Source organism: Bacteroidales bacterium (assembly GCA_029210725.1).
Classification (GTDB): Bacteria; Bacteroidota; Bacteroidia; order Bacteroidales.
This window is the reverse complement of record JARGFM010000008.1, coordinates 16061-37477: the sequence shown is the minus strand read 5'-3', so window position 1 is coordinate 37477 and position 21417 is coordinate 16061. Positions and strand designations below refer to the sequence as shown.

16 protein-coding genes are annotated in these 21417 nt (G+C 52.4%); 5 read left to right on the top strand and 11 right to left on the bottom strand.

Going from position 1 to position 21417, the window contains the following annotated elements; translation table 11 throughout:
• Positions 1 to 48: 48 nt before the first annotated feature.
• The 5 genes from P1P86_06060 to P1P86_06040 form a co-directional block, all read right to left on the bottom strand.
• A complete protein-coding gene (locus P1P86_06060) occupies positions 49 to 1230 on the bottom strand; it encodes a glycosidase (GenBank protein MDF1574740.1) in 1182 nt (393 codons plus the stop codon).
• Positions 1231 to 1241: 11 nt separating this feature from the next.
• Positions 1242 to 2456 (bottom strand): AGE family epimerase/isomerase, encoded by a 1215-nt coding sequence (locus P1P86_06055; protein ID MDF1574739.1) that lies wholly within the window; start codon positions 2454 to 2456, stop codon positions 1242 to 1244.
• A complete protein-coding gene (locus P1P86_06050) occupies positions 2456 to 4021 on the bottom strand; it encodes a sodium:solute symporter (protein MDF1574738.1) in 1566 nt (521 codons plus the stop codon). Before P1P86_06050 ends, P1P86_06055 begins: the two co-directional genes overlap by 1 nt.
• A gap of 39 nt (positions 4022 to 4060) precedes the next feature.
• On the bottom strand, positions 4061 to 4294 hold the full coding sequence (locus P1P86_06045) for a hypothetical protein (protein ID MDF1574737.1): 234 nt from the start codon (positions 4292 to 4294) through the stop codon (positions 4061 to 4063).
• 162 nt (positions 4295 to 4456) lie between these two features.
• Positions 4457 to 5551: a glycosyl hydrolase gene (locus P1P86_06040; protein ID MDF1574736.1), complete on the bottom strand. Its 1095-nt coding sequence runs from the start codon at positions 5549 to 5551 to the stop codon at positions 4457 to 4459.
• Between the two features lie 100 nt (positions 5552 to 5651).
• Between P1P86_06040 and P1P86_06035 the strand changes: the two genes are divergently transcribed.
• Together P1P86_06035 and P1P86_06030 are read left to right on the top strand one after the other, a co-directional pair.
• The gene (locus P1P86_06035) at positions 5652 to 7010 is read left to right on the top strand and encodes an NAD-dependent succinate-semialdehyde dehydrogenase (GenBank protein MDF1574735.1); all 1359 of its coding nucleotides are present in this window, start codon (positions 5652 to 5654) and stop codon (positions 7008 to 7010) included.
• A gap of 23 nt (positions 7011 to 7033) precedes the next feature.
• Positions 7034 to 9643, top strand: coding sequence for a M14 family metallopeptidase (locus tag P1P86_06030; protein MDF1574734.1), 2610 nt, complete (start codon positions 7034 to 7036; stop codon positions 9641 to 9643).
• Here the strand turns inward: P1P86_06030 and P1P86_06025 are convergent.
• Together P1P86_06025 and P1P86_06020 are read right to left on the bottom strand one after the other, a co-directional pair.
• Positions 9630 to 11555: a monovalent cation:proton antiporter-2 (CPA2) family protein gene (locus P1P86_06025; GenBank protein ID MDF1574733.1), complete on the bottom strand. Its 1926-nt coding sequence runs from the start codon at positions 11553 to 11555 to the stop codon at positions 9630 to 9632. The two genes, P1P86_06030 and P1P86_06025, sit on opposite strands and share 14 nt — an antisense overlap.
• Positions 11556 to 11558: 3 nt before the next feature.
• Positions 11559 to 12155, bottom strand: coding sequence for an NAD(P)H-dependent oxidoreductase (locus tag P1P86_06020; protein MDF1574732.1), 597 nt, complete (start codon positions 12153 to 12155; stop codon positions 11559 to 11561).
• Between the two features lie 69 nt (positions 12156 to 12224).
• On the opposite strand from P1P86_06020, the gene P1P86_06015 reads away from it, so the two are divergent.
• The gene (locus P1P86_06015; GenBank protein MDF1574731.1) at positions 12225 to 13247 is read left to right on the top strand and encodes a ChaN family lipoprotein; all 1023 of its coding nucleotides are present in this window, start codon (positions 12225 to 12227) and stop codon (positions 13245 to 13247) included.
• A gap of 96 nt (positions 13248 to 13343) precedes the next feature.
• Positions 13344 to 14900, top strand: a complete 1557-nt coding sequence (locus tag P1P86_06010) for an alpha-N-arabinofuranosidase (protein MDF1574730.1) — start codon at positions 13344 to 13346, stop codon at positions 14898 to 14900.
• Here the strand turns inward: P1P86_06010 and P1P86_06005 are convergent.
• From P1P86_06005 to nrfH, 4 genes are read right to left on the bottom strand one after another with little or no spacing between them, the layout of a single operon-like run.
• Complete coding sequence (locus P1P86_06005; GenBank protein MDF1574729.1) at positions 14897 to 15808, bottom strand: mechanosensitive ion channel; 912 nt, start codon at positions 15806 to 15808, stop codon at positions 14897 to 14899. The two genes, P1P86_06010 and P1P86_06005, sit on opposite strands and share 4 nt — an antisense overlap.
• Before the next feature lie 59 nt (positions 15809 to 15867).
• On the bottom strand, positions 15868 to 16848 hold the full coding sequence (locus P1P86_06000; GenBank protein ID MDF1574728.1) for a 4Fe-4S binding protein: 981 nt from the start codon (positions 16846 to 16848) through the stop codon (positions 15868 to 15870).
• A gap of 8 nt (positions 16849 to 16856) precedes the next feature.
• Entirely contained in the window at positions 16857 to 18377 is a 1521-nt protein-coding gene (nrfA, locus tag P1P86_05995; protein ID MDF1574727.1) for an ammonia-forming cytochrome c nitrite reductase, read from the bottom strand.
• Between the two features lie 17 nt (positions 18378 to 18394).
• Positions 18395 to 18973: a cytochrome c nitrite reductase small subunit gene (gene nrfH / locus P1P86_05990; GenBank protein ID MDF1574726.1), complete on the bottom strand. Its 579-nt coding sequence runs from the start codon at positions 18971 to 18973 to the stop codon at positions 18395 to 18397.
• 359 nt (positions 18974 to 19332) lie between these two features.
• Here nrfH and P1P86_05985 point away from each other — a divergent pair, with 359 nt between their 5' ends.
• Positions 19333 to 21402 carry a PAS domain S-box protein gene (locus P1P86_05985; protein ID MDF1574725.1) on the top strand — a complete coding sequence of 690 codons (2070 nt, stop codon included), beginning with the start codon at positions 19333 to 19335 and terminating at the stop codon, positions 21400 to 21402.
• Positions 21403 to 21417: the final 15 nt, after the last annotated feature.

The window sequence follows — 21417 nt, the reverse complement described above, 5'->3', positions numbered from 1 at the left end:
GCTATCGTTTGAATGCACCATATGATAGCTTCATAGCCGTATGGCCCTTTACAAAGACTCTAAATAATTCTTGTTCCGGTCGATCAGCCTGTTAATACGCTCGACCGACGCAGCCGAGCGCAGCCCGTCTTCCGGCGTATTTTTACAGTAGTCCACCAGCTGTTCCAGGCTTGAGGTGGCCACATGCATGCGGGTATCGGACGAAGCATAGTAGATAAATACCCGGCCGTCGTCGTCGGCGATCCAGCCATTGCAGAAGAGCACATTGGAGACATCTCCCACCCGCTCCTCACCCAGGGGTCCCATCAGAAGTCCGGCGGGTTTGTGGATGACCCGGGTGGGATCTTCCAGCGCCGTCATAAACATATAGAGGGTATAGCGAAGTCCGGCTGCACAGTTGCGTACTTCGTGGGCCAGGTTGAGCCAGCCGGACTCTGTTTTTATGGGGGCGGGGCCCTGGCCGTTTTTCAATTCGTAGATGGTGTGGTAGGTCTTGGCATCCAGGATCTTTTCTTCCTTTACCTCTGCAGGCACCATGGAGTCGGAGAGCCCGAAGGCGATCCCTCCGCCCGAACCGGTATCGATAAAGCCATCCTGGGGACGGGTGTAGAAACCATACTTTCCACGGATAAATTCGGGGTGGAGCACCACATTGCGCTGTTGTCCTCCATAAGTGACCAGGTCGGGAAGCCGTTCCCAGTCCACCAGGTCCCTGGTCCGGGCTATGCCGGCTGCGGCCACGGCGCTGCTGCTGTCACCTTCGGGGGCAGCGGGATCCTTCCGCTCGGTACAGAACACCCCGTAGATATATCCATCCTCATGGGCAGTCAGCCGGAGATCATATACGTTGGTGTCGGGATCCCCGGTTTCGGGCATGGTCAGGGGCCGCTCCCAGAAGCGGAAATTGTCCACCCCATTGGGACTCTCGGCCATGGCAAAAAAGGATTTGCGGTCGTTTCCTTCTCCGCGCACAGCCAGCAGGTATTTCCCCTTCCATCGGATGGCTCCGGCGTTAAAGGCTGCATTAAATCCGATCCGCTCCATAAAGCGGGGATTGCTTGCCGGGTTAAAATCGAAGCGCCATTCCAGGGGGAAATGGTTGCGGGTCAGCACGGGGTACTGGTAGCGCCTGAAAATTCCGTTTGTGCTGAATAGCTCCCTGTTCTCTCGTGCCAGCAAAGTTTCATGTTGCTGGCGGATGGCCTTTTGGCGTTCCTGAAAAAGACTCATGGTTCAGGTGTTTAGATTTGTGATTTGTTCAGTTCCTCAATTCTACGTATGATCTCCATACAGGCCCTTCCGTTATGATAGGGGCACTTCCAGAAGCCGGCCTTTTCTTTCTCTGTTTGCGGCTTCCCGTTTATGTCCACTCCCCAGTACCATTCTCCCAGGGCGGGATCGATCATATGTTCCCGGATAAAAGCCCGGATTTCCAGGGCCCCGGCAAGAAACTCATGCTCGCCCGAGAGCTGGAATGCATTGAAATACCCCACCAGGGCCTCGGCCTGGGGCCACCAGTGCCTGTCTGTATCCATCTCCCCGGTTTCGGGGAAGAACTCATAGGGTAGTCCCCCGTCTGCATCGAGACTAGCCAGATTTTCACGGGCCATACTCACGGCCAGTTGTCCGGTTTCCCTTATCAGTTCCCGGTCTTCCAGTACCCCGGCTGCTTCATGCAGGAGCCAGCTGGCCTCGATGTCATGACCATAGGAGATCAGGGAGGATCTCAGGGTCCACTGGTCGTCAAAGAAGAGATTCAGGTGCAGGGAGCTGCGGTCAACGAATCGGTCCAGCAGCAGCCGCAATACGTTCTTCAGGGCCTTCTCCAGCTGAACATCCTTCCAGATTCTGAAGAGATTGGTATAGGCCTCCAGGATGTGCAGGTGGGTGTTCATGGTCTTGCTTTCGTTCTGGTCTTTTTCACTGAGCCGCATATCCTGCAGCGGTTTCCAATCGCGGGAAAGGGCCTCTTTGTAGCCATTCAGCTGTCTGTCCGGGGCATGGGCCTCCATATCCCGGAAGAGCCCCCTGGCAATTTTCAGGGGACGGTCGTCCCCGGAGGCCAGATGATATTCGGCCATGGCGTATATCGTAAAAGCGATGGCATAGATCTGTTTCCGGCCGGACCGCACACTGCCGTCGGGTTCCAGTTCCCAGTAAACACCTCCGTATTTCTTATCGGTGAAAAAGCGGGTGATATAGTCAAAGGCTCTGCGGGCCGTTTCCAGGTAATCCGGCCTCCGGTACAAGCCGTAGGCTGCTGAAAAGGTCCAGAGGATGCGGGCATTCAGTACCGCTCCTTTCCCGGCTCCTTCCACCACCTGGTTCAGATGATCGATGTGACCGTAAAAACCGCCCCGTTCCCGGTCGGGGGCAAAGCTCATCCACCAGGAGAGAATATTATCCTGTAACTCTTTTTCAAGTTCCTCCTTCAGATCCTTCAGCTCATGACTGATCATTCCGCTGATGCTTTTTCGCCGGGAAGCCTGTCCCACCAGGTTTTTTTCATAATGATAAAACAAATAACAATAATGGCTATGGAGATTCCCAGCGGCAGCATCCTCTTCAGTACAATGTAGATCGGGAAGATGACCAGGGCGGTCTGGGCAATGGTTCCTACCACGACGTTGAAGGTGTCCATCCAGAAATCATTATTCCCTTTAAAGGAGGGGTCCTCGGCCACTACCTTCTCATGGATGGGCTTCCAGAAACCCCAGGGTTTCACATTCTTATAAAAACTCTTCAGGGTCTCCTCCTCCGTGGGAGGTTTCAGGAAGGTGCCGGCAATGGCTGCGATGGCCGAGGCTGCCAGGATAATGGGGAAGTAGTACAGATCCAGGAAGTCGAAGATCTTACTGCAGATCAATGCGGATACGATTCCCACCAGCATGCCCCAGAAAAATCCCGATCCGTTAAAGCGCCACCAGTACCACTTCAGGATATTGGAAACCACATAGGCCCCCCAAAGAGCGGATACGATCCATTGCAGCACACTGTTCACATCCTGGGCGAAGAATCCGAAGACCACCGAGATGGCCACCACCGTGATCCCGGTGAGGTAATTGGTCCGGCTCACCTGTTTTCCGGAGGCATCGGGTCGCAGGTACTTCAGGTAAATATCATTGACAATGTAGGCCTGGGCCGCATTCAGGGTCCCGGCAAAGGTGGACATAAAGGCAGCCAGCAGTCCGGCCAGCAGCAAGCCCATAAAGCCCACAGGCACAAACTGGCTGATGGCCGAGGGGAGAATCTGTTCAAAGTCTATCCGGTTCCCCACAATCAGGTCCAGTTGATCATAAAAGAGCAGTCCAAGCACCCCAAAGCCCGCGATCATAAAGTAACGGGTGGGCATCAGGATCACCGATACAAAGCCCGACATCTTGGCCGCCTCCCTGGGCGATTTGGTGGATAGTATCTTCTGCATGTCGTAGTTGGGTGCAGGCCCGGCAAGACTGACCAGGACCCCTTTGAAGAGCATCATACTGAAGAAGATCCCAAAGAGGGAGTAACCATCGCTGATGATCTTTTCATTCACCTCATCGATGATCCCTGTCCAGTCCAGATCAAGCCGGGCCCCGAAAAAAGGATTCATCCAGCCCTCAGGCACCAGGAGGGGAAAATCCGATAAGGCATTCATGGCGATCACCCCGATCACTATAGCCGAGATGGTCATAATGGTGTACTGGATCACATCGGCCCAGACGATACTGCTCATCCCGCCCAGGATGGCATAGAACATGGCAAAGAGCGTAAAGACAATTCCGTACACATGGGCCACATATTGCGGAGCCACCTCAAAGGGAACATAAGGCGATACGAGCTCCCAGGGAATAAAGATCTCCACAAACTTACCCAGTCCGATAAAGCCATAGGTCAGGAAACCCAGGCAGCTGATCAGCGCAAAGGCCACGACGATCCAGTGCGATTGCACTCCTCCTCTTCCTGAACCAAACCTGGTCCGTATCCATTCGGCTCCGGTGGTGGCGTTGGATCGCCTGAGCCAGATGGAGAGAAAGACCATCAGGAAAATCTGGTTAAAGACCGGCCAGAGCCAGGGGATTTAGATGGATTTTAATCCGTAAACAAAGGCCAGGGTAACCAGCCACATGGTCCCTGATATATCGAACATGCCCGATGCGTTGCTCAGTCCCAGCATATACCAGGGCAGTTTGTTGCCACCCAGCATATAGGCGGTCTTGTCTTTCTGGGCGCGCTTCTTCATGACCAGGCCGATGACAATGGTGGAGGCCAGATAGGCACAAATAATCAGTATATCGAGAGCTTTCAGTTGCATAGCAGCAGGATGGGAGTTCGTGTATGTTTAAATGCAAGTGTTTAATGATAGAGTCCGGGGAGCTCCGAAAGAGAGAGCATCCGTTCGTGGTTCATGAATTGATTCTCCTCGCAGCAAGCTGCGAGGAATCATCGATTAATTGTTTATTTTAAATGTGCTCGCTTACCCCGCAGCAGAGCTACGGGGAATGCGCTCGCGTAATTCAATGAAATCGGGAGCTGCGGGATGCCCCGGGTAAGGAGCATAGAAGTGGTCCGGCCGGCCGTTACGCCAGAAGAGGATCCAGGCTGCTTTCCGGGTCGATTCATTGGCATCCAGGGTCGGCAGTACCACCCCTGTAAACCACTTTTCATTGGGAATGGTCTCAAGCCCGGTTTCCGAAATGGCCATTATCTTCCGGTGTGCCGAAGAGAGCGAATCGAGTATTTCCAGCATATGGATGGTCGAAGGGGGCCTCTCTTTGGCCGACAGGCCGTGATAGTCATCAAAGGCCATCACATCCACATAGTTGTCGCCGGGGTAGAAATCCATATACTGTTCAGCCGTTTCAAACCGATCGCTGGAATAAGCGACGATAAGCTGATGCAGCCCTTTTTCATTGCGGAGATAATCCATGGTGAAGCGAAATAGCGTTTTATACTGTTCAGCGGAACAGTTTCCGCGACCCCACCAGAACCAGGATCCGGTCATTTCGTGGAAGGGCCGGAAAACGACCGGGATCAACTCCCCTTCCTGATTGGTCAGGCCGGAAAAGAACTCCGCAGCCTGGTCCAGCCGCTCCAGATAGACTTCGTGCACCCGGCCTCCCGGCAGGCAGGCTTCGACACAGGAATCCCGGTCCAAGCTGCTTCCCCCGGTGGCATAGTTTCGCATATGCCAGCTGTAGGTATTCAACCCTCCTTTTTCGTAGACCGCTATGGCCCATTTTCTCATATCCTCGAAGGGAACCCCGTCGATATTTTCCGGATCTCCCATATGTCCCAGATCCCATCCAAACAGGGCCGGATGATCACCCAGTACATCGTTGATATCGGTCCGGAAGGACTCTCCTTTCCATCCCAAACCATAGGCCAGGGCATCCTGATGCCCCACCAGGATATGGTCCCCGGAAATCTCCTGCAGATTGTTAAAAAGGGCCGTGGCCATGGAGGTGGCCTTCGGGTCGCTCAGGGTGCTGTGGATGCTGATTTCCTTTTTTTGATCGCAGACAAAAAAGAGCAGCAGAAGACCCGGAAGGACCAGGAAACGTACGAACATATTCTGAGGGCTTTGTTAATGAAGGTAAAAATATTATTATTTTTGATAAAACCACCGAATCTTCTAAATTGCACAATACCCTTAAACTCCCCGGATTAACATGGCGGTCCTGAAGAGCATCAATCCCTTTGATCCATCAAGGATCATTAATTACCCGCAGTTATCGGATATGAGCCTGGCCATAAGGCTGGGACGCTCCAAAACCGCCTTTGAAACATACAGGCTGAACTCTTTTGAGGAGAGAGCAGTGATGATCAACAGGGTGGCTGCATTGCTTCGTGAACGAAGCCGGGAGCTGGCAGAGGAGATTACCCGGGAGATGGGAAAACCGATTACAGAAGCCCGGGCCGAAGTAAAGAAGTGTGCCTGGGTCTGTGAATATTATGCGGAGAACGCAGCACTTTTCCTGCAGGACAGGGTGGTGGAGACAGAGGCCGAGGAAAGCCGTATTGTATTTGAACCCCTGGGACCTGTCCTGGCCGTTATGCCCTGGAACTTTCCCTTCTGGCAGGTATTCCGTTTTGCTGCCCCTGCTCTGATGGCAGGGAATACGGTGCTTCTTAAACACGCCTCCAATGTGCAGGGCTGTGCCGCGACCATGGATCGCTTATTCAGGGAGGCAGGATTTGAAGAAGGGGTTTTTCAGAACCTGGCCATTGGTTCGGACCGGGTGGCAGCGGTTATTGCCAGTGAATATGTAAAGGCGGTCACCCTCACCGGGAGTCAACAGGCAGGGGTGTCCGTGGCCTCTGAAGCCGGAAAGAATCTGAAAAAATGTGTGCTTGAGCTGGGAGGCAGCAATGCCTTTGTGGTCCTGAACGATGCCAACCGGGAGCTTGCGCTTCATCTGGCCCTCCCTGCCAGGATGCAGAACGGGGGACAAAGCTGCATTGCAGCCAAACGTTTTATTTTGGAGTCCTGGATCGCTGAAGATTTTGTTCCGCTCCTGGTGGCCAGGGTCAAGGAACTGGTGATGGGAGATCCCATGGAGGAAGGAACCCAGGTGGGGCCGCTGGTTTCTGTCAGGCAGGCCAAAGAGGTGGAGGACCAGGTAAACAGATCCTTGGAGATGGGAGCCAGACTGCTCCTGGGAGGAGAACGGAAGGGGGCCTTCTACCAGCCCACCATTCTGACCGCTGTGCTTCCCGGAATGCCGGTCTTTGAGGAAGAGGTGTTCGGACCTGTTTTTGCCATTTCGGAGGCCAGTTCTCCCGGGCATGCCCTGGAGTTGTCCAACCATACGGCCTTCGGGCTGGGGATGCAGCTTTTTACCGAATCGGAGGCTTCGGCCGGACTCTTTATTAAAGGGGCCGAAGAAGGTGCCGTATTTGTCAATGCCATGGTCAAGTCAGATCCCCGGCTTCCCTTCGGGGGCTCCAAGAAATCGGGGTATGGCCGGGAGCTTTCGGAGGAAGGAATCAAGGAATTTGTGAACATAAAAACCATCTGGATCGGGTGATCCGTTAAAATCTTAAGACATATATGAAAAAAAGGGCAGTTTTTACCATGGCCATGATCTTTGCTTTGCTGGGTCTTGTGGCACAGGAGGCTTCTTTTACAAAACCGGCTGATTTTTTCGGCTTTGAACCGGGATCGGACAGAAAGCTTTTCCATTATGAGCAGTTGATCGAATACCTCCGGAAGCTGGACGGGGAATCGGAGCGTATTTACCTGGAACAGATCGGAACCTCGCCCATGGGCAGGCCCATGTACATTGCTTTTATCTCCAGCGCAGAGAATATTGCCCAGTTGGAGAGGCTGAAAGAGATTAACCGGGAGCTGGCTTTGAATCCGGATCTCGGGCAGGAGGATTTGCAGGGAATGGTTCGCGACGGAAAGGTCTTTGTACTGGCCACGCTCTCCATGCACTCTTCGGAAGTGGCCCCTACCCAGTCGGCACCGCTGATTGCCTATGATTTTGCCAGCACCGACGATCCGAAAAAAGAGGAGTGGCTCCATAACGTGGTTTATATGATGGTTCCCTGTCACAATCCGGACGGGATGAACCTGATCGTGGAAGATTATCTGAAACACAAAGATACCAGGTATGAGGGAGCCTCGCTGCCGGCCGTTTACCATAAATATGTGGGTCATGACAACAACCGCGATTTTGTGATCCTGAGCCAGGACGACACCAAAGCCATTGCCAGGATATACAACCAGACCTGGTTCCCGCAGGTTATGGTGGAGAAGCACCAGATGGGATCCACCGGACCCCGTTACTTTGTCCCTCCCAATCATGATCCCATTGCAGAGAATGTACCTGCCGGTATTTTCCACTGGAGCGGTGTATTCGGACAGCATATGGCCACCGATATTACCGCCGATGGACTGGCAGGGGTTGCCCAGCACTACCTTTTTGACGACTACTGGCCCGGATCAACAGAGACCTGTATCTGGAAAAATGTCATTGGCTTTCTGACCGAGGCGGCCAGCGTACAGACTGCCACACCCATTTACATTGAGCCTACCGAGCTGCAGGTTGGAGGGAAGGGCCTTTCTGAATACAAGAAGAGTATCAATATGCTGCTTCCCTGGGAGGGGGGCTGGTGGCGCCTGGGCGATATCGTTGACCTGGAACTCTCCTCCACCGCTTCCATTTTCAAGACGGCCTCCCTGTACAGGGAAGATATCCTTGCTTTCCGGAACAGGATGTGCAGGGAGCAGGTGGAACTGGGCAGAAGTGAGGCGCCCTTTTATTACATCATGCCGGAGGAACAGCATGACCAGGGAGAACTGGTCAACCTGGTCAGGCTGATGAAGGAACATGGCGTGGAGGTTTTCACCCTGGACGAGCAGCTTATTCTTGATGGAAAGGTTTATAAGGCCGGAGATGTAGTGATCCCTCTGGCCCAGCCCTTCAGGCCCTTTATCAAGGAGGTGATGGAAGCCCAGGAGTATCCCGAGCGTCACTATACTCCCGGCGGCAAGCTGATTGAGCCCTATGATATCACCAGCTGGTCGCTGCCGCTCCATCGGCATGTCAGCTCGTTTGAAATTAATACGCGCCACAGCGAACTGGAAGCAAAGCTCACGAAGGTGGAAGGCGAGTATGACCTGAAAGGGGAGAAGCCGGAGGCCGCTGCCATCCTCCTGCCGGTCACCTCCAATGAATCCTTCCGTGCTGTTTTCAAGGCCCTGGAAATGGGAATCAAGGTGGAACGGCTTCTGACTGAAACTGATGTGGCGGGACAGTCCTACGGGGCAGGAAGTTTTCTGGTCTACCAGGGATCCTCAAATGGGGCCTGGGATGAACTGCTTGAATCTCTTCCCTTTCAACCCGGAGTACTGCGCGACAAACGGGCTCTTCCCTCTGCCCCCGTAAAGCTGCCCCGGATTGCCCTGGTGGAGACCTGGTTTCATGATATGGATGCCGGGTGGACCCGCTTCCTGTTCGACAGCTATCACATACCCTTTACGGTACTGCATCCCGGAGATTTTGCAGGGACCGGTCTGGCCGGGACATTCGATGTGATCATCTTCCCCGACACCGACAAGGAGATCCTGATGAGCGGCAAGCAAAAGACCGGGGAAACCTACTACATGGGGAGCTATCATCCCGACTATGTGAAGGGGATTGAAAAGGAAGGGCTTGAGAAACTGATGAGCTTCAGCGATCAGGGGGGGACCATTATTGCCTGGGGACGGTCGGCCCGTTTATTTGAGGGAATGCTGAAGATCAAGCATAAAGACTCCGAAGAGGAATTCAGTCTGCCCTTCCGCGATATTTCGCCTGGTCTGGCTAAAGCCGGCTTGTCTGTTCCGGGCAGCCTGGTTAAGGTTAATCTGATAGCTGATCATCCGCTTACCCTGGGAATGCCTGAAAGTATCGGGGTGTTTTCAAGGGGCCGCCCGGTATTCACCACTTCCATACCTAAATTTGATATGGACCGGCGGGTGATCGGAACCTATCCGGAAAAAGATATACTTCTTTCGGGATATGCGTCGGGCGAGGAGAAGATGGGGAACAAGGCAGCCCTGATCTGGATGGAGAAGGGAAAGGGCCAATATGTCCTGTTTGGATTCGGGCCCCAGTTCCGGACCTCTACCCAGGCAAGTTACAAGCTTTTATTTAATGCTATTCTTCTGTAGGCGGGGTCTGGAGCTTCCTGGCCTCTTCCCGTCTTGAACTGATATCCCAGGAGCTGTCCCTGCTGTAAGCCTGGTCTTTTTTTTCGGCACGGAACAGCTCCTCCAGCTCCAGGGCATGCCTTTTAGTCTCCGTGAGATACTTGTTTTCATCCTCCCGGTGGTGTTTGTGCAGTTCGTAAAGCACCTTGCGGTTGTGTTTGCGAAAAGTCTGAGCCAGCCTGTAGGCCCGGTAATTGTTGTATCCCAGGTGTGTTAAGGCCTGCATGCCCAGGTGCAGAGACGACTCAAAGACATCCCGTTTGAATCCGTCCACCTGGCGGTCCAGAAGATCATAGGTGTGTTCCTGGCTGACCGCCCTGGCCAGTATCTTCAAATGGGGGTAGTTGCGCCGGGCCAGGTCTATGATCTTCAGGGATTTTTCACGGTTTTCCACGGTTACAATCAGTACTTTCGCCTTGTAGGCTCCTGCTGATGCCAGAAGATCGCTGCGGCTGGCATCTCCATAGTAGACCTTGAATCCGAATCTCCGGAGCACATCTATATTCTCCGGGTTATCATCCAGGATGGTGGCGCGTAATCCATTGGCAATCAAGAATCTGCCTAACACCACCCCGAATCTTCCGAATCCGGCTATGATCAGGGGAGTCTCTTCCTCATCGATGGAGTCCTCCTCCCCGATGGAGTCCTCCTCCCCGGTGTTTTCAGTCCTGCATACCCGTGGCATAATCCATTTATCGTTAAGGAGCAGAAGCAGAGGGGTTACCGCCATGGAGAGTGCCACCACCAGGAAAAGAATGGCAGAAACACCGGAAGTAATCACCCCGTTTTCAGCAGTAAAGGCAACCAGAACAAAGGCAAACTCTCCTCCCTGGGCCAGAGAGAAGGCAAACATGGTATTCTGCCCTCCCCGGATCCCAAAGAATCTGCCCAGGATGAACAGGATCAAAAACTTAATACCAATGAGTGCGGCCAGCAGGGAAAGGATCGTGCCCGGCGACGAGGCCAGCAGGCTGAAGTTGATACTGGCCCCTACCGAGATGAAGAAAAGCCCCAGCAGCAGGCCCTTAAAAGGTTCTATATCGGCCTCCAGTTCATGTCTGTATTCATTGTTAGCCAGAACGACACCGGCGAGAAAGGCCCCCAGGGCAGGAGAAAGCCCCACCAGCTCCATCAGGGCAGCGGTGGCAATCACCAGCAGGAGGGCCGCTGCTGTGAAGATCTCCCTGAGCCCTGTTCGGGCAATGATCCGGAAAACATATTTCACCAGGTAGAGACCGGCAACTATAATGAAAGAAATAACGGTGAGCATCAGGGCCACCTGGACCCAACCGCTTATCTCCAGCCCCCAAAGGTACTGAATCTCCCGGGGATCCTGGCCCTGTGAAAGGGCACTTCCTGCCAGAAGGGGGATCATTGCCAGGATAGGTACCACGGCTATATCCTGAAGGATAAGCACCGAAAAGGAGGCTTTCCCGGAAGCCTGTTTCATCAGTCCTTTCTCCTCCAGGGTCTGCAGGACTATGGCCGTGGAAGAGAGTCCCAGCGTCAGGCCAATGGCAAGGCCTGCACCGATCGATTGGCCCAGGAATACCGCCACGGAACCAATCACCAGGGCCGAAAGCAACAGTTGCAGGCCCCCCAGGCCAAAAATGGACCTTCGCATACCCCATAGCAAATTGGGTTTGAGTTCCAGCCCGATCAGAAAGAGCATCATGACCACACCAAATTCAGCAAAATGCATCACATCTTCTCCTTCACTCCCGATATAGCCCAGCACAAAAGGACCGATAATCATTCCGGCCAGAAGATATCCAAGCACCGATCCGAAGCCCAGCCTTTTGGCTACCGGGACCGAGATCACTGCAGCAATCAGATAAACCAGGGCATTTTGGAAAAAAACCTGTTCCTGCATTGGCTAGAGAATTATATCATTGATGTACTCTTTTTGCAAAAGCTCTTCTTCCCGGAAGCTGTCCTCCAGAAGACCCTGTATCACGGAGGCATAGGTTTCAGCTGTTTTCTCAATTTGTTCCCTGTTCATGAGATGGGTTCCATGTGTTACAAAGGGAGGAAGGTAGTCCATCCGGCAAAGGCTTACTGTCTGCTCGAAGGGGGCAAGCAGCTGGCGTATGGAAAACTTTACGCCCTCCACGGATCCGTAGTTATTCCTTCTGCCACCTGCTGAGATGACCGACATCACTTTTTTCCCTTCCAGGGCCCTTCCTTCCCTGCCATAGGCAAATCCGTGTTCCAGCACCAGATCGGTCCACTCTTTAAGCAGGGAGGGTGAACTATACCAGTATAAGGGGTGCTGCCAGATGATGATATCGTGGTTCAGCAAGACCTCCTGCTCTTCTTTTACATCAATGGCGAAATCGGGGTAGAGATCATACATGATCCTGGGGTTCACTCCCGGGAGCTCTTTCACCGCATTCACCAGCAAGCTGTTTACCCTGGATTTGTGAAGCAGGGGATGAAATACCAGGATGGCTATCTTATTTTTCGGAACCATTGAGTTGTTCAGTTGTTATCTTCAAGTAACAATTAACATGTACTTTTGTCAACTAAAAATACCAAGAAGATGATTTCCAAAAAACAAATATACCTGAAAACTTTCATGCTGCTTATTGTTGCCGGATCCTTCAGCCTTGCATTAAATGCTCAAAAAGCCGCTTACAGGCTGTTTCGCGAGGATGGCAGGAAGGTTAAATACGAGAAAATGCTGGAGCAGGCATCGGGAGCCGATATCGTGTTATTTGGAGAATACCATACCAATCCCATCTCTCACTGGCTCCAGCTGGAACTGACCACCGACCTGCTGGCGGCCAGGGGGAAGGAGCTTATCCTGGGAGCCGAGATGTTCGAGGCCGATAACCAGCTGATCCTGGACGAATACCTGGCCGGCTTGATCACGGAGGAGAAATTCGAGGAGGAGGCCCGATTGTGGAAGAACTACCAAACCGATTATAAACCCCTGGTATTGCTGGCGAAAGGGAACGGTCTGACTTTTGTGGCCAGCAATATTCCGAGGCGTTATGCCAATATGGTATTTAAAAAGGGAGTGGCCTCCCTGGACAGCCTCAGCGAAAAGGCTTTATCCTACATGGCGCCCCTTCCCCTGGAGTACGATACTTCTCTCAACTGTTACAGACAGCTGATGGGTTCCGGAAGGAGTTCCATGTCACAAAGCACGATGCCGGAGACTCCTGTGCCCGGCACTCCTGTGGCCGATACCCTCAGTCCGGTGAGCGATTCAATTGCTCCTGCGGGCGAAAGCACTATGCCCATGGCCGGCACCGGTCCCATGGGGTGGCATGGAAGTATCAATCTCGCTGATGCCCAGGCTATTAAGGACGCCACCATGGCTCACTTTATCCTGGAGCACTGGAAACCGGGAAAACTCTTCGTCCACTACAACGGGGCCTATCATTCCGACGATTTTGAGAGCATGAACTGGTTCCTCAGGCGCAGCAGGCCGGATTTGAAAATCCTGACCATTTCCACAGTGAGCCAGGAGGAGGTGGATATCCTGGAAGAGGAAGCGTTCGGGAAAGCAGATTTTATTATTGCGGTTCCTTCAAACATGACCCAAACCCACAGATAATCAAAGGCCCGTGGTTTTTTTGCAAAAAATGTACTAAGTTTAACTGAGAGGAGCCCTTCGGGGTAATCCGACTAAACAAAACAAAAAACTGAACAGATGAAAGTACACTTCCTGTCTGCTGCTGCTTTTATTTTCGCCCTGGGCACGCCCCTTATTTCCCAAACCCGGGCCGGCGAAAAATCCGCTTATCTTCAGGTGGAAACCACAACTGGCAGCGAAACGATCAGCCGTCATATTTACGGCCATTTCTCCGAGCATCTGGGCCACTGCATCTATGGGGGATACTGGGTGGGCTATGATTCCGAAATTCCCAATACCAGGGGCATCCGGAACGATGTGGTGGAGGCTCTTCGCCAGATTGCCATTCCCAACCTGAGATGGCCGGGGGGATGTTTTGCCGATGAGTATCACTGGATGGATGGAATCGGAGATCCTGCCCTGCGGCCAAAAATGGTGAATACGCACTGGGGTGGAGTTACCGAAGACAACAGCTTCGGGACCCATGAATTTATGGAGCTTTGCGAGCAGCTGGGAACGGAACCGGTGATCTGTGGAAATGTGGGTAGCGGCACGGTACAGGAGATGTCGCAGTGGGTGGAATATCTGAATTTCGACGGCATCAGTCCCATGGCCGATCTTCGCAGGACCAACGGACGGGAGAGTGCCTGGGGTGTGAAGTACTGGGGCGTGGGGAATGAAAACTGGGGATGCGGCGGCAATATGAGCGCCGATTTCTATGCAGACCAGTACCGCCGCTACGCCACCTTTTGCAGGTCTTACGGGGAGCAAAGATTATTTAAAATCGCCGGCGGAGCCAATGCGGAGGATTTCGGGTGGACCGAAACCCTGATGAAAAAGGTGCCTCACTGGCAGATGGACGGCCTGTCCCTTCATTACTATACCACCAACTGGAGCAATAAGGGGAAAGCCACGGGCTTTGGAGAGGATCACTATTTCGAGGTCCTGAAAAGGTGCCTGCACATCGAAACCGCCATTGACCGCCATATGGAAATTATGGATAAATATGATCCGGAAAAGCGGGTGGCCCTGGTCTTCGATGAGTGGGGGACCTGGTATGATGTGGAGCCCGGTACCAACCCGGGGTTCCTTTATCAGCAAAACAGCATGCGGGATGCCCTGGTAGCAGCCCTGACCCTGAACTACCTGAATGCCAGGTGCGACCGGGTAAGAATGGCCAATATTGCTCAGACCATCAACGTGTTGCAGGCCCTGATCTTTACCGAGGGAGAGCAAATGTTACTGACTCCTACTTATCACATATATGACCTGTATCAGGTCCATCACGATGCCACTTTATTGCCACAGATACTGGAAGGGCCTGTCTACGAGTATGGAGGCGAGTCCCTGCCTGCGGTCAGTGCCAGTGCCAGTATGGATCAGGAGGGGCGAATCCACCTTTCCCTGGTAAATATCGATCCCCTAAACTCCATTGATATGGAGATTGAACTTCAGGAAAAATCCTCCGGAAAAGTAAGTGGTCAGCTGCTTAGCTCTGCCGGGATGGACAGCCACAACAGCTTTGCCAATCCGGATGAGGTGGTCCCGGTGGCCTATGAGGGAGCCGGATTTAAGAAGGGAAAACTGGAATTGACCCTTCCGGCCCGTTCTGTGCTGGTGCTGGAGGTGGACTAAAGGGGCGAATCGTCCTTTTCGGCAGGCCGGGTGAAAAAACGCTGCGTGGGATAGGCAAATTCGATCTCCCTGTGCCTGGCAAACTCCTTCAGAACCTCTTCCCAGACTTCGTGCTCGGAGGCTCTTCTTTTGCGGGGATCGCATATGAAACGCATGGTAAGCAATACGCCACTTGGTTCCACCGTGGTATAGACCGTAGGGGTCAGGTGCGTGTAGTAGATCATATACTTCTTGGAAGCTTCCATGATCTTCTTTTCGGCATCTTCAGACAGGTCCTCCGAGTGTTCCCGGATGATCTTCAGCAGGATCTCCTTGGCAAGTTGCCAGTTGCTCTCGAAAGTAAGCAGCACCGCTATTTCATTCCAGATAAATTTAAATCCGGAGGTATAGTTGGCCTGAGCTTTTGTGAAGATCATTCCGTTTGGCACATGAATAATCCTTCCGGTGCTCTGATCGGCCTTCACCCAGTTTCTGATCTCCAGGAGGGTAAACTGGAAGATACGGATATCGATCACATCTCCTGCCAGATCCCCTATCTGCACCCGGTCGCCCAGACCAAAGGGTTTACGGGCCAGGATAAAGATCCACCCGGCAATATTGGTAAGCAAATCCTTGAGCGCTATGGCCAGACCGGCTGTGAGCAGTCCCAGAAAGGCCCCGAACTGGCTCATGGCACGGATCCAGACACTGCCGATCATGATCAGAGTGAGGGTCCCCAAAGTAAACGAGGCGGTACGTTTCCAGGTATAACGCGTTTTTGGATCCTCTGTCAGCCGCCAGACTATCTTCAGCATGGCAAAGCGGATAAGCCCAAAAGCCACGAGGATCAACACGGAATAAAAGAGCTTGGTCTGATTCTCAGGCGCAATCCCCAGAGTATCCTGCAATATTTTGCTAAGTCCGTTCATATCAAACCCTGGTCTGTTCCGGGAAATTACGGAAAATTCTTCAGATCAAAAAAACGCTGCTAAATCCTGGCCAGGGCCATCGTGGCCGCGTGCAGGGAAATGGTAATGGCCAGATAAAGGTTCCGGGCAGCCCGGGTTGAAAGTCCGGGAAAACGGTAATGCAGGGATCCTGAATGGCAGGAGGAGAGGCAGTCGCCACAAAGCGTGCAGGTGAGTCCCGGTTTTCTGGCAGCGATATCCTCCGGATTCAGGGCATCGTATTTGCATTTGGAAGTACAGGCCATACAGTCCGTACAGCTTTCCCGGTCGATGCTCAGGCGGAAGGGATTTACAAAGCGGGTCAGGTTCACGATAGTGCCGATGGGACAATAGGCCGTGCAGTGTACCATCCGTCCCTCCTTTCGGGAGACCAGAAGGATAATGCCCAGTCCGATAACTCCAAAACCAAGGGCAAGCAGGGTAGCGCTTAAGACAGGGACTTTCATCCATCTCAGCAACAGGGCTGCTGCAATAACCAGTAGGAGGACGGTGGATTTCAGGGCCCATTTGTACCGAATGGGGGAGCGCCTGGTTCTTCCTTTCGCGCCGACGGAATCGATGGCCCCAAAGTAGCACAGGTGACTGCACCAGGCTGGCCCGGAAAGGACCAGGGTGCTTACAAAGAGGATACTCATGACAGAAAGGTGTCCCCGGTAAAGGGGACCGCCGAGGATCATCATGGGTATGGGCAAATGCAGTTTCCCGGTCATCAGGAATCTTTCAAATCCAAAGAGTCCCAGGATCAGCTGGGAGAAGAAGATCAGCGAAAAGGCCAGCCAGGTATACCTCCGCCAGATCTGTACTTTGGAAGGATCCTGCATATGATAGGCCACGATGGCGCCATAGAGGGCGATCGCGGCGATTTCGAACCAGCCTCCCCCCGGCAGGAAACGTTCCAGAAGCAGCATGGGGTTTTCAATCTTCAGCTGGACGGGGATCAGCAGGAGCAGGATGGTGAAGAAGACGGCCAGGGGGAGCCGGAGTAGCCGGGTGTTTCGCATTGGGACAGCTAATCAAATAATGTTTTAACGGTGTAGCCAGCCTCCCTTTCCATGGCCTTCCGGTTCCATTCCGGAACGACTGTTTGAAGAAAAAGATTCTTTTCCGCTTTCAGGGCTGCGGCATCCAGTCCGATAAAGGCTTGGGCCTCAGCCTTGGTGGCGATTTCCGGATATGGGACCTCCTCCTTATAACCCAGGGAGTAGAGCAGGCGGCTCAGCTTGATTCTTCCTTCCTGGGCCAAGCTGATTCCCGTTCCGATCACCCTGGATATCTCCACCGGAGAGTGGAAGGATGCCCCGTGGCTTGCTGCCGCATAGTCCCATCTCCACTGGGCATGCCTGATATCCTGCAGGATGGCGGTCATCTGTTCCTCGCCAGCCCCCAGATCCCAGGCCAGCTTAGCTTCCACATGGCATCTGACCAGCAACTCTTCCAGCTTATCCCGGTTTTCGATAATCCGGTCCTGACGCTCGTATACATCGCCGAGCAGCCGGGAGGTTTCTTCCCGGTGGCAGACCTGGCACGAATTGGCCACATTGTTCAGCGGGCTCTGGATATGATGATCGGTATATTTTTGTCCCCCTTCGCTCATAAAGGGCATGTGGCAATCGGCACAGGAAACACCCCTTGATGCATGGACCCCGGTCATATAGGTTTCATAGCCGGGATGCTGGGCCTTCAGCATGGGTGCCCTGCTAAGCTGGTGGGTCCAGTCTGCAAACCCGTTGGCGTCGTAATATTCTTCCATGGCTTCCACGGAAAATCCACGATCCCAGGGATAGGTGAGATAGGGGACACCCTCCTCCACAGACTTTGAAAAGTAGTATTCCACGTGGCACTGGGCGCATACCAGTGAGCGCATCTCCTGGTGGGAGGCATCCTCGATGTTTTTTCCCATTCTTTCAAAGGCCTCCTGAAGGGCCGGCCTGGAGATCTGCAGCTCCATGCTTTCGGCATCGTGGCAATCCCCGCAACCAATGCTGTTAACCACGTCGGCACCTCTGGTTTCCCAGGTCCCCCGGTAGAATCCGGCAACTCCCAGTTCATTCATCAGTCGTGGCACATCCGGACTTTTGCAGCTCCAGCAGGTATTGGGCATGGGGCTTTGTCCGCCCTCCACCGGAGCTCCTGTCCTCAGCGTGTTCCTGATGTCTTCCACGGCGTAGGAATGCCCCCTGCCCTGCTTATAATCCTTTGAAAATCCATATCCTGCCCATAGCACCACAAGCCTGGGATCCACTTCCAGCATATCGATCACGGACGAACCGTTGTATTTGCTCCGGAACAGGGTGTCTGATGTTTTTTTATAACTCTGGTACTGCATGGGGAAGTTCTGTCCCCAGATTTCATTTCTGGGTTCAAACTGGCCATACTGCACCTGGGGTGTAAAGGCATAGGCAGCCTCTGCACGCCTCTCCAGGATGGAGGAAGCAAGGAGCCCAAGCATAAATACCACCACGATGGTGCAAAGAAATAATAACCAGCCCAGCCAGGGCTTCTGCTTGATCTGATTACTGAAGGAGTTCATGTTTCTTTATTTTCAGTTTATTTTTTCACTCGCCTAAACCAGTCGGGGACAGGGTTTACCACAACAGGAACCCTGGCATAGGGTACACTGGACAAGCTGTTTACCCGGCCATGAGGAGTTTCCCGGTGACAATCCCAGCAAGGCCTTTCGCTTCGCTGATCCTGAAAGACCATGGTATGACTTTTTACTTTCTCATCGGTAAGCAGTTTCTCATGACACCTGATGCAGTTTTCCTGCACCACTTTTTTTCCTGCCTCTTTGATGAAGATGACCTGGGGTTCCTTTCTGAGCGTAAAAATGGTGGCATGCCTCATACCATCCTTTGCTTTAAAATAATATTTATTCAGAACATTGTTATGAGGAACATGGCAGTCATTGCAGTTGGTCTTCTCCCTGTGTGCACTGTGGCTCCAGGTAGCATACTGGGGCGCCATGATATGGCAGTTCACGCAGGTGGAGGGGTCGTCAGAGAGATAAGAGGCGACCCTGGAAATATGTATGAGGTAAAGGATCAGTCCTGCCAGGATCCCGGATACCAGGATGACCGGAGTTCTCCATTTTCCGGGTGGTGCCAGTTTTCTAAATACTCCTGTCATCTCTGCTCCTGGGTTTAATCACAGGCCTCCCGGTTTACGGGTCATTTCCGGGCCGTTTTAATACTGCCCGGATTATATGGCATTTTTATAGCCGGCAAGATATTGATTTTTACACCATCAACCAAGCCCGGATGTTTACTTCGGCCACTATCCTTTACCTGCAGGAGATGAGGGATCGTTTTGCAGTCGACTCTCAGGCTGTGATTCACGATATGTCGGAAGTTCTAAGTGTATTTCGTGAATTTAGATACGGGGTTTGTTGCTGAAATCTCATTCAAACAGCATCATAACAGGCGATTATGTCCTATGGCATATATATTGAACTCTTATCAGAATCTTATGATATTGATACATGTCTTATGAAGGAACAAATCCCTGATACGCAGATCCTGAAGATCCTGGAGGCCGTAAAGAACTTTGTCCACGGCGATTATTCAGTCAGACTGGACAGCCTTGCCGGCAATGAAGCTTTAGATTCACTTGCCACAGGGATCAACCGGATGGGTGAGGAGCTGGAGACAAATCTGCAGGAACGGAAAGATATTACCCGTCAGCTGGAAGAAACCCTTTATTTACTGGAAAGAGAATGCAGGCTGTTGAACACTTTGATGGAACATATCCCGGATCGCCTTTATTTTAAGGATGTTGAAAACAGATTTATACGAGTTAGTAATTCGACTGCATTCAAGCATGGATTTAATGAACCCGACGAGCTGATCGGGAAATCGGATCAGGATCTGTTCTCAAGTCCTCATGCTGGAAACACCCATTCCGATGAAGAGAGAATCATTAAAACAGGCAAAGCGCTTATAGACATTGAAGAGAAAGAAACCTGGGAAGACGGTACGGAGACCTGGGCACTAAGTTCAAAGATGCCCATGTTTGATAAGCAGGGAAAGGTGATCGGGACCTTTGGTATCTCCAGGGATATCACCAGGCATAAACAAGTGCAGGAGGAGCTCAAAGAGCGGGAAGAATTGTTGAATAGAATTACCGCATCGGCAAAAGATGCCATTATCGTCATAGATGGCCAGGGTGAGGTGCTCTTCTGGAACCAAACAGCCGAATCATTATTCGGGTATTCTTATGACCAGGTTCGTGGCAGGAATTTTCATAATCTGATGGCCCCAGAAAAATATCACGCGGCCCACCAGAAAGCATTCCGCAAGTTCCAGAAAACAGGCAAGGGCGCGGCTGTTGGCGCCACCCTGGAGTTGGAAGCATTGCATAAGGACGGGCATACATTTCCTGTAGAGCTGTCTTTATCCGATATGTTTATCAAAGATTACTGGCATGCCGTGGGGATTATTCGTGATATCACGCTGCGAAAAGAAACCGACCGGAAGCTGGAAGAAGCCAAAAACAAGGCTGAAAGTGCCAACCGGGCAAAGAGTGAATTTCTGGCAAATATGAGTCATGAAATCAGAACCCCCATGAATGCGATTCTGGGGTTTGCTGAGATCCTGGAAGAACAGATCCGGGATAATCCCCGGCAGATGGAGTATATAAAAGGGATCAGAAACAGCGGCAAGGGTTTGCTGGGACTGATCAATGACATTCTGGATCTGTCCAAGATTGAAGCCGGGAAAATGGATATACGATACGAGCCCATCAATCCTTATGCAATCATTGAGGAGATCAGCCAGATATTTCAGGTAAAAACCCGCGAAAAGGCTCTGGGATTCAGGATCCATGTGGATTCCGGGCTGCCCCAGAGTCTCTTGTTTGATGAAATCCGCCTGCGTCAGGTGCTCTTCAATTTGATCGGTAATGCAGTGAAGTTTACCAGTAAGGGGGAAATAGTGGTCAACGTAAAGAGCAGAAATTCCAATGAAGACGGAAGCCATGTGGATTGCGTACTGGAGGTGATCGATACCGGCATCGGCATTCCCGGGCATGAGTTGGAACGAATATTCGAGCCGTTCCGGCAGCAGGAGGGACAAAGTACCCGCACCTATGGCGGGACCGGTCTGGGCCTTTCCATCACCAGGCGGCAGGTCGGCATCATGGGCGGCAGCATAGAAGTTGAGAGCACCCCGGGCAAAGGATCTGCATTTACTGTATATTTTCCGGGGATTCAGGTTGGTGCTTTGAGAGCTGTCACCGCGCAACAGGATGACAGGCCTGCGGAGGTCAGGTTTCATGAACCGAAGATTCTTTTGGTGGAAGATATCGAATCCAACCGTCAGGTGATTACCGGATACCTGAATGCTCAAAACATCAGAATCCTGATCGCAGAAAATGGTTCCACAGGGGTAGATATTGCCAGATACAGGCAACCCGATCTGATTCTCATGGATATGCAGATGCCGGTCATGGATGGATACGAGGCCATCAGAATCTTGAAATCAGATGAACAATTGAAGAGAATTCCGGTAGTGGCCCTGACAGCCTCCACCATGAAAAAGGATGAAGAGCTTATCAGATAGCAATGTGACGGGTTT

What these genes read in the sequence shown, in the direction of transcription:
- P1P86_06060 (MDF1574740.1), bottom strand. Translation starts at nt 1,230, where the DNA reads ATGAGTCTTTTTCAGGAACGCCAAAAGGCCATCCGCCAGCAACATGAA.
- P1P86_06050 (MDF1574738.1), bottom strand. Translation starts at nt 4,021, where the DNA reads ATGGTCTTTCTCTCCATCTGGCTCAGGCGATCCAACGCCACCACCGGA.
- P1P86_06045 (MDF1574737.1), bottom strand. Translation starts at nt 4,294, where the DNA reads ATGCAACTGAAAGCTCTCGATATACTGATTATTTGTGCCTATCTGGCC.
- P1P86_06040 (MDF1574736.1), bottom strand. Translation starts at nt 5,551, where the DNA reads ATGTTCGTACGTTTCCTGGTCCTTCCGGGTCTTCTGCTGCTCTTTTTT.
- P1P86_06035 (MDF1574735.1), top strand. Translation starts at nt 5,652, where the DNA reads ATGGCGGTCCTGAAGAGCATCAATCCCTTTGATCCATCAAGGATCATT.
- P1P86_06030 (MDF1574734.1), top strand. Translation starts at nt 7,034, where the DNA reads ATGAAAAAAAGGGCAGTTTTTACCATGGCCATGATCTTTGCTTTGCTG.
- P1P86_06025 (MDF1574733.1), bottom strand. Translation starts at nt 11,555, where the DNA reads ATGCAGGAACAGGTTTTTTTCCAAAATGCCCTGGTTTATCTGATTGCT.
- P1P86_06020 (MDF1574732.1), bottom strand. Translation starts at nt 12,155, where the DNA reads ATGGTTCCGAAAAATAAGATAGCCATCCTGGTATTTCATCCCCTGCTT.
- P1P86_06015 (MDF1574731.1), top strand. Translation starts at nt 12,225, where the DNA reads ATGATTTCCAAAAAACAAATATACCTGAAAACTTTCATGCTGCTTATT.
- P1P86_06010 (MDF1574730.1), top strand. Translation starts at nt 13,344, where the DNA reads ATGAAAGTACACTTCCTGTCTGCTGCTGCTTTTATTTTCGCCCTGGGC.
- P1P86_06005 (MDF1574729.1), bottom strand. Translation starts at nt 15,808, where the DNA reads ATGAACGGACTTAGCAAAATATTGCAGGATACTCTGGGGATTGCGCCT.
- P1P86_06000 (MDF1574728.1), bottom strand. Translation starts at nt 16,848, where the DNA reads ATGCGAAACACCCGGCTACTCCGGCTCCCCCTGGCCGTCTTCTTCACC.
- nrfA (MDF1574727.1), bottom strand. Translation starts at nt 18,377, where the DNA reads ATGAACTCCTTCAGTAATCAGATCAAGCAGAAGCCCTGGCTGGGCTGG.
- nrfH (MDF1574726.1), bottom strand. Translation starts at nt 18,973, where the DNA reads ATGACAGGAGTATTTAGAAAACTGGCACCACCCGGAAAATGGAGAACT.
- P1P86_05985 (MDF1574725.1), top strand. Translation starts at nt 19,333, where the DNA reads ATGAAGGAACAAATCCCTGATACGCAGATCCTGAAGATCCTGGAGGCC.